Consider the following 7,895-nt stretch of genomic DNA (forward strand, 5'->3'; position numbering starts at 1 on the left):
CATGCAATGCAAGATAGCATGCGACACCAGGTAGTGGGCGGCGCCGAGTCCCCGGGCGCGGCGCCCACACCCCGGCCGACGGCCGTCTCGCGTGACGGCGCCTCGTCGCGCGGCCTCGTCGCGGGCCTCGCCGCCGCGCCGCGCGGCCGTCGGCCGGTTGATCCATCACCCGGACGGCGGGTGGCAGCCCGAGCGGCGCACGCCCCCCGGCCGGGGCTTCCGGCGGGCGTGCCCGCGCCGCCGCACCTAGGGTCGGTGGTGCGCTGACCGTGCCGAGCGCCGGGGCGTACGCGGCCCCGCCGTCCGCCGGGGCGCGCCCGGCAACCCGAGAGCCGGCAACCCGAGAGGTGGACCGCACCATGCACACCGTCGTTCGCGGCGTCGGCGCGCTCGGCGTGACCGCGCTGCTGCTCGCCTCCGCCACCAGCTGCCAGGGCGACGGCCAGGCCACCGCCGAGGCCGCGCCGACCTCCCCGGCCGCGGCCGGCTCGGCGAGCGGACCGGCCGCCCAGCAGCTCGACTGGCACGCCTGCCCGGCCCCCAGCCCCGCCCAGGGCGGTGGCGCCACCGCGCCCGCCGCGAACTGGCAGTGCGCCACCCTGAAGGCACCGCTCGACCACGCCCAGCCGGACGGCAAGACCATCGACCTGGCCCTGATCCGGAGCCGGGCCACGGACGAGCAGCACCGGATCGGCTCGCTGCTGTTCAACTTCGGCGGCCCCGGCGCCTCCGGCGTCGCCACGCTGCCCGCGCTCGCCGCCACCTACGCCTCCCTCAACACCCGCTACGACCTGGTGAGTTTCGACCCGCGCGGAGTCGGCGCCAGTGACGGGGTGAACTGCCTGGACGACAAGGCGATGGACGCCAACGCCGCCGCCGACGGCACCCCCCAGACCCCTGCCGGGGTGAAGACGCTGGACGAGAACAACGCGCAGTTCACCGCCGCCTGCGAGCACCGCTCCGGCCCGGTGCTGCCCTACGTGGACACCGAGAGCGCCGCCAGGGACATGGACCTGATGCGGCAGGCGCTCGGCGACCAGAAGCTCTTCTACTTCGGCATCAGCTACGGCACCCAGCTGGGCGGCGTCTACGCGCACCTCTTCCCGCAGCACGTCGGCCGGGTCGTGCTGGACTCCGTCGTCGACCCGACGAAGGACCCGCAGCAGTCCGCGCTCGGCCAGGCCCAGGGCTTCCAGCTCGCCCTGGAGGACTTCATGAAGGCCTGCGCGACCAAGGACGCCGGCTGCCCGACCGGCAGCGGCGGAGCCCAGGGCACCGCGACGATCACCGCGCTGCTGCAGAAGCTGGAGCAGTCGCCGCTGCCCACCAGCGACGGCCGGCAGCTCACCGAGAGTCTGGCCCTCAACGGCATCGCCGGCGCCCTGTACAGCCAGGACACCTGGCCCGTCCTGGCCGACGGGCTCACCGAGGCGATGCAGCAGGGCACCGGCAACACGCTGCTCCAGCTCTCCGACGGGCTCCTCGGGCGCAACCAGCAGGGGCAGTACACCAACCTGAACGCCGCCAACCGGGCGATCAGCTGCGTGGACGCCCGGCAGCGCTACTCCGACCAGGACGTCCAGCAGCAGCTGCCGCAGTTCCGGACCGCCTCCCCGGTGTTCGGGCCCTTCTCCGCCTGGGGGCTGACCGGCTGCACCGGCTGGCCGGTGCCGGGCAAGACCGACCACCCGGAGGTCGCCGCCGCCGGCGCGGCCCCGATCCTGGTGGTCGGCACCACCGGCGACCCGGCCACCCCGGTCGAGGGCGCCCACGCGATGGCGCAGCAGCTCGGCCCGGGCGTCGGTGTCACCGTCACGCTCCAGGGCGAGGGCCACGGCGGCTACAACACCGGCAACCCGTGCCTGAAGCAGACCGTGGACGCCTACCTGCTGAACGGCAAGGTGCCCGCCGACGGGACCACCTGCAGCTGAGAAGTGGACCACTCCGGTGCCGGCCGATTGGCTCTGGGGCATGGTCCACTCGCCCCGTAGGCTCGTCGATGTGACCACCAAAGTCGACTTCTACTTCGATCCGATCTGCCCGTTCGCCTGGATCACCTCCCGGTGGATCCTGGAGGTCGAGCGCCACCGCGAGCTCGACCTCTCCTTCCGGGTGATGAGCCTGTCCGTCCTCAACGAGGGCCGCACCGACCTGCCCGAGCGCTACCAGCGCCTGATGACCACCGGCTGGGGGCCCGTCCGGGTCTGCATCGCCGCCGCCGAGCAGCACGGCGAGCACGTGCTGCGCGACCTGTACACCGAACTCGGCACCCGCCTGCACGACCAGGACCGGCCCGCCGACGAGACCGTCCTCCGGGAGGCCCTGGTCGCGGCCGGACTGCCGGAGGAACTCGCCGACGCGGCCGACAGCACGGCGTACGACGTCGCGCTGCGCAAGAGCCACCACGAGGGCATGGACCCGGTCGGCGAGGAGGTCGGCACGCCGACCATCCACGTCGACGGCGTCGCCTTCTTCGGGCCGGTGCTGAGCGCCATCCCGCGCGGCGAGGACGCCGTCCGGGTCTTCGAGGGGGTGCGGCTGCTGGCCGGGTACCCGAAGTTCTTCGAGCTCAAGCGGACCCGGACGGGCTCGCTCGACTTCTCCTGAGGGGCGACTTCTCCTGAGGGGCGGATTCGCCCAGGGCCTGTCCGGCCGGACAGGCCCTGGCGCCAGAACCTCCCGTTCCGGCGCCTCAGGCCCGACCATGGAGAGGAAGGCCCGGCGGCGCCGGAGAGGTGGTGAGCGTGGATGATCGTACGAAGTCGGCTGGGGGCCGCCCGCCACCCGGCGACCCCGCCCCCGCCGCCGCCCTCGCCCCCGGAGCGGCCGGGCACCCCCGGCCGCCCGCCGCCGCCCCGGCCGCCCGCCCCCGCGATGCGGCGCTGGCTGCTGCCCGTCGCCGCCCTGGTGACCCTGCTCCTGCTCGTGCTGTTCTCGAACACCGGCACGACCGGCACCCGCTACGGCTACACCGACTTCCTCAACCGGGTCGGCGCCGGCCAGGTGCAGACCGTGGACATCACCGACACCGGCGGCGTCACCGGCACGCTCAAGGACGGCACGCACTTCACCAGCCAGATCCCGACCGCCCTGGACACCTCCCAGCTCAGCGGAGAGCTCGCGAACCAGCACGTGGACGTCACCGGCAGCCGCAGCGGCGGCAGCTCGATCTGGTCCACCCTGCTGCTGTTCCTGCCGCTGCTGGTCTTCGGTGGACTGTTCCTCTGGTCCGGCCGGATGGCCGCCCGCTCGCTCGGCGGCGGCCTGAGCGCCATCGGCCGCTCCCGCGCCAAGATCATCGAGGCCGAGCGGCCCGCCACCCGCTTCGCCGACGTCGCCGGGTACGAGGGGGTCAAGCAGGAGGTCAGCGAGGTGGTCGACTTCCTGCGCAGCCCCGACCGCTACGCCGCCGCCGGCGCCAAGGGCCCACGTGGAGTGATCATGGTCGGCCCGCCCGGTACCGGGAAGACCCTGATCGCCCGGGCCGTCGCCGGGGAGGCCGAGGTGCCCTTCCTCTCCGTGACCGGCTCCGGGTTCGTCGAGATGTTCGTCGGCGTCGGCGCCTCCCGCGTCCGCGACCTCTTCGACGAGGCCCGCAAACGCGCACCGTCCATCATCTTCATCGACGAGATCGACGCCGTCGGCGGCCGCCGTGCCGGCGGCACCCGGCTCGGCGGCAACGACGAGCGCGAGCAGACCCTCAACCAGCTGCTCTCCGAGATGGACGGCTTCGACCCGACCACCGGCATCGTCGTCATCGCCGCCACCAACCGTCCGGACGCCCTCGACCCGGCCCTGCTGCGCCCCGGCCGATTCGACCGCCAGGTCACCGTCCCGCTGCCCAACCAGGCGGAACGGGCCGCCATCCTCGCCGTCCACGTCCACGGCAAGACCCTCGCCCCCGACGCCGACCTGAACCGCATCGCCCGCGGCACCCCTGGCTTCTCCGGCGCCGACCTCGCCAACCTGGTCAACGAGGCCGCCATCAACGCCGTCCGCGCCGAACGCGCCACCCTCACGGCCGACGACCTGGACGCCGCCCGCGACCGCGTCCTGCTCGGCCGCCGGGAGTCCTCCAACGCGCTGCTGCCCGAGGAGCGCCAGGCCGTCGCCGTCCACGAGTCCGGGCACGCCCTGGCGGCCGCGCTCTGCGAACACGCCGACCCCGTCGCCAAGGTGACCATCCTCCCGGCGGGCGTCTCCCTCGGTGCGACCGAACAACTCCCCGAAGCGGAGCGGCACCTGTACAGCGAGGGCTACCTGACCGACCTGCTCACCGTCCAACTCGGCGGGCGAGCTGCCGAGTTGGTGGTCTTCGGCGAAGGCTCCACCGGCGCCGCCAACGACCTCGCCAACGCCACCGGCGTGGCCACCCGGATGGTCCGGGAATTCGGGCTCTCCCCGGAACTCGGCCCGGTCGGCTACTCCACCGGCTCCGCGCACTACCTCGGCGACAACCCCGAGGATCTGCTCCGCCGCCCCTACTCCGAACAGACCCAGCGCACCGTCGACGAGGCCGTCGCCCGCCTGCTGCGCCACGCCGAGAGCCGCGCCGTCGGCCTGCTCCGCGAACACCGCCACCACCTCGACGAGCTGGCCGCCCTGCTGGTCGCCCAGGAGACCGTCGACGGCGCCGTCGTCCTCGACATCCTGAGCCACCCGGCCCCGGTCTCCTAGCGCTCGCCAGGGGGCCGCCAGGCGTTTCGGCCCTCGTTGTGTTGCTGGAATCACAGGCGTCCCAGGTCGCTTTCGGGTGGACACTGTCCGGTGAAGCGAGCCTCGTCCGGCCACCAAGGAGTCGTCATGCCCGAACCCCTGCCCGCCGACCTCCAGCGGGAGATCGCCCGCAGTCTGCGGGTGGCGCCCGTGGCCGACCCGGAGCGGGAGGCCGAGCGCCGGGCCGCCTTCCTCGCCGACCGGCTCCGCGCCGCCGGCGCGCGCACCCTGGTGCTCGGCATCAGCGGCGGCATCGACTCCACCACCGCCGGGCGGCTCTGCCGGCTCGCCGTCGACCGGCTGCGCGCCGCCGGGCACGCGGCCGACTTCTGCGCGATGCGGCTGCCCTACGGCACCCAGGCGGACGAGGCGGACGCCCGCCGTGCGCTCGACTTCATCCAGCCGGACCGGACCCTGACCGTCGACATCAAGCCCGCGACCGACGCCGCCTTCGACGCCCTGACGGCCGCCGGCCTCGCCTTCGCCGACCGCTCGCACGAGGACTTCGTCCGCGGCAACGTCAAGGCCCGCCAGCGGATGGTGGTCCAGTACGCGGTCGCGGGGGCCACCGGTGGCCTGGTCGTCGGCACCGACCACGCCGCCGAGGCGGCCGTCGGCTTCTTCACCAAGTACGGCGACGGCGCCGCCGACCTGATGCCTCTCGACGGTCTGACGAAGCGTCAGGTCCGATCCATCGCCGAGGTGTTGGGAGCGCCGGCGGACCTCGTCCGGAAGACCCCCACCGCCGACCTCGAAACCCTCGCCCCGGGCCGCCCCGACGAGGACGCCCTCGGCGTGCCCTATGAGGCCCTGGACGACTTCCTGGAGGAGCGGCCGGTGAGCGAGGAGGTCTTCCGCACCGTCCTCGCGCACTACCGCCGCACCGAGCACAAGCGCCGCCCGCCCGTCACGCCCGCGTAGCGACCGACGGCCAGGCTTGGTGCCACGAAAAGTTGACGCACCATCAGGCTTGGCGCGGGTCGGCGGCCGCTGGCGACGCCGGGGGCGCCGTGGACACGGTGGCGGTGCCGGCGGTGCCGTTCTCGGGGGCGTGGGTGACGAACCCGGCCATGACGCCCTTGCCGTGCGAGGGATTCTCCGCTGCGGTCGTCTTGCGCGAGCCCGGGCGGCATAGCACCTGTCGGCAGCCCCCGGTGACGGCCTGGGCGGGCGGGTGGTTACGGTACGGGGAACAGAGTTCGACATCGAGGTCGAAGGGGGCGGCATGGACGGGATGACGCAGGACCGGCTCGCGGTGGTGTCGGGCGGCGGCACCGGGATCGGGCGCGCGATCGCCGCCCGGCTGGCCGCCGACGGGCACCGGGTGGTGATCCTGGGCCGTCGGCCGGAGGTGCTGGAGCAGGCCCGGGAGGCGATCGAACGGACCGCCGGTCCGGGCCGGATCGTGCCGCTGGCGGCCGACCTGACCGACCCGGAGGCGGTCGAGGCGGCCGCCGGGCGGATCGCCGCCCTCGGGCCGGTGGACGTGCTGGTGAACAACGCGGGCGCCATCGTGACCCCGCCCGACGGCGACGGCCTGGCCGCCCTGGCCCGGGTCTGGCGGCGGGACCTGGACGCCAACCTGCTCACCGCCGTCCTGCTCACCACCGCGCTGCAGGGGCGGCTGCGCCGGCCCGGCGGGCGGCTCGTGGTGATCAGCTCGGCGGCCGCCCAGCGCGGCGGCGCGGGCTCGCACTCGGCCGGCTCGTACGCCGCCGCGAAGGCCGCCCTGCACGGCTGGGCCTTCGGCCTGGCCCGGCAGCTCGGTCCGGACGGGGTCACGGTGAACGTGCTCGCGCCCGGGTACATCGAGGACACCGAGATCTTCGGTGCCGGCTGGAGCGCGGAGTTCCACGCCGGGAAGGTCGCGGACACCCTGGTCGGCCGCGCCGGCACCCCCGCCGACGTGGCGGAGGCGGTCGCCTACCTCGCCTCACCCGCCGCCGGCTACCTGACCGGACAGGTCATCGGCCTCAACGGCGGTGCGGTGCTGGGGCGCTGACGCCATGCCGAGGGCCCTGGTCGGGGCGCGAGCGGTCAGTCCCCGTCGGCGTCGGCCGCCGCGGTGGGTGCGCCGCCGGACTTGATGCCGAGCCTGGCCTCGGCGGTGGTCCAGTCGGTGGCGATGGCCTGCTGGGCGGCGGCGAGGGTGACCTGGCCCTTGCAGATCGCGGTGTGCAGGTGCGTCTCCACCGAGTCCTTGGGGTTGTTGGGGCCCTTGCCCGGGACGTGGCCGGGGGAGGGCGGCTCGACCCAGAGGTTGCGCGGGTCGTTGGGGTCGCCGCCGAGCTGCAGGCTGATCAGGTGGTCGTACTCGGCGTCGCCCATCGGTCCGGTGTAGCCGTAGGACTTGGCGTTCTCGGCCTTCTCCTTGCCGGTGATGTTCGCCGGCGGACGGATCGTCGAGGTGTAGCCGCCCGGCTTGCAGATGGTGTCGTTGATGGTGCCCTGGTCGACCGCCGGGCTGATCGCGCCGGGGGTGCAGTTCGGGTCGGGCAGTGGCTGCTTGTCCGCGGTGTAGCGGTACGTGCAGCTGCCGGGCGCGGGCTGCGGCTGGACGTCGTACGAGCTCTTCGGGCCGGGGCCGGTGACGATCGTCGCCGGGGTGGGCGCGGCTCCGGGGGTGGGTGCGGTTCCCTGGGTGGGTGCGGCTCCGGGGGTGGGTGCGGCGGAGCCGTGCCCGGTCTGCCGGGCGGTGTGGCCGCCGCCGGACGAGCAGCCTGCGGCTGCGGCGAGCAGGACGGCCGCGGCTATGGCCAGGGCGGCGCGGACGGGAGCCGGCACGGGTTCCTCCAGATCGGGGCGGTGGGGCGGGCAGGCGGCCGACGGGTCGGCCGGTTGCCGTGCGCCAGCGGACACTACCGTGTCAACGGGGCCAAAGGGGTGACAGCACGTCCGGGCGCGGGAGGACCGCGCGGGGCGCGCGGAATCGTTTCCGCGACGCTTCGGGGCTGGACAACTCGGCCACCTGGTCCTTCGACATCTTTGCCCCGGTGACCAACGCGGTGCTGGAGCTGTGGCGGCCCCCGAAGCCGGATCGCCGGCATCCGGGCCGCAGTGCCGCGGGGGGGGGGGGGGGCCCCCCCCCCCCGGGCCGGGGGGGGGGGGGGGGCGGCGCCGCCCCGGGCGGGGACCACACCGGGCGCCACACCCGCCGGCGGCGGGCCGTGCCGATAAGG

At 74.6% G+C, this 7,895-nt stretch carries 6 protein-coding genes; 5 read left to right on the plus strand and 1 reads right to left on the minus strand.

Annotation, left to right across the window (positions count from 1 at the left end; translation table 11 throughout):
* The first annotated feature begins 359 nt into the window (after positions 1–359).
* The 5 genes from ACIO5E_RS09815 (at position 360) to ACIO5E_RS09835 (ending at position 6,718) form a co-directional block, all read left to right on the plus strand.
* On the plus strand, positions 360–1,931 hold the full coding sequence (locus ACIO5E_RS09815; protein ID WP_400665532.1) for an alpha/beta hydrolase: 1,572 nt from the start codon (positions 360–362) through the stop codon (positions 1,929–1,931).
* A 40-nt stretch (positions 1,932–1,971) separates the two neighbouring features.
* The gene (locus ACIO5E_RS09820; RefSeq protein ID WP_400665534.1) at positions 1,972–2,607 is read left to right on the plus strand and encodes a disulfide bond formation protein DsbA; all 636 of its coding nucleotides are present in this window, start codon (positions 1,972–1,974) and stop codon (positions 2,605–2,607) included.
* Between the two features lie 141 nt (positions 2,608–2,748).
* Positions 2,749–4,677, plus strand: coding sequence for an ATP-dependent zinc metalloprotease FtsH (gene ftsH / locus ACIO5E_RS09825; RefSeq protein WP_400665536.1), 1,929 nt, complete (start codon positions 2,749–2,751; stop codon positions 4,675–4,677).
* Between the two features lie 126 nt (positions 4,678–4,803).
* The gene (nadE, locus tag ACIO5E_RS09830; protein WP_400665538.1) at positions 4,804–5,637 is read left to right on the plus strand and encodes an ammonia-dependent NAD(+) synthetase; all 834 of its coding nucleotides are present in this window, start codon (positions 4,804–4,806) and stop codon (positions 5,635–5,637) included.
* A gap of 304 nt (positions 5,638–5,941) precedes the next feature.
* Positions 5,942–6,718 (plus strand): SDR family NAD(P)-dependent oxidoreductase, encoded by a 777-nt coding sequence (locus ACIO5E_RS09835; protein ID WP_400665540.1) that lies wholly within the window; start codon positions 5,942–5,944, stop codon positions 6,716–6,718.
* Between the two features lie 35 nt (positions 6,719–6,753).
* Here the strand turns inward: ACIO5E_RS09835 and ACIO5E_RS09840 are convergent, their stop codons facing one another.
* Positions 6,754–7,500, minus strand: coding sequence for a hypothetical protein (locus ACIO5E_RS09840; protein WP_400665542.1), 747 nt, complete (start codon positions 7,498–7,500; stop codon positions 6,754–6,756).
* Positions 7,501–7,895 lie beyond the last annotated feature (395 nt).

It is taken from the genome of Kitasatospora sp. NPDC087314 (assembly GCF_044744365.1).
GTDB lineage: Bacteria > Actinomycetota > Actinomycetes > Streptomycetales > Streptomycetaceae > Kitasatospora.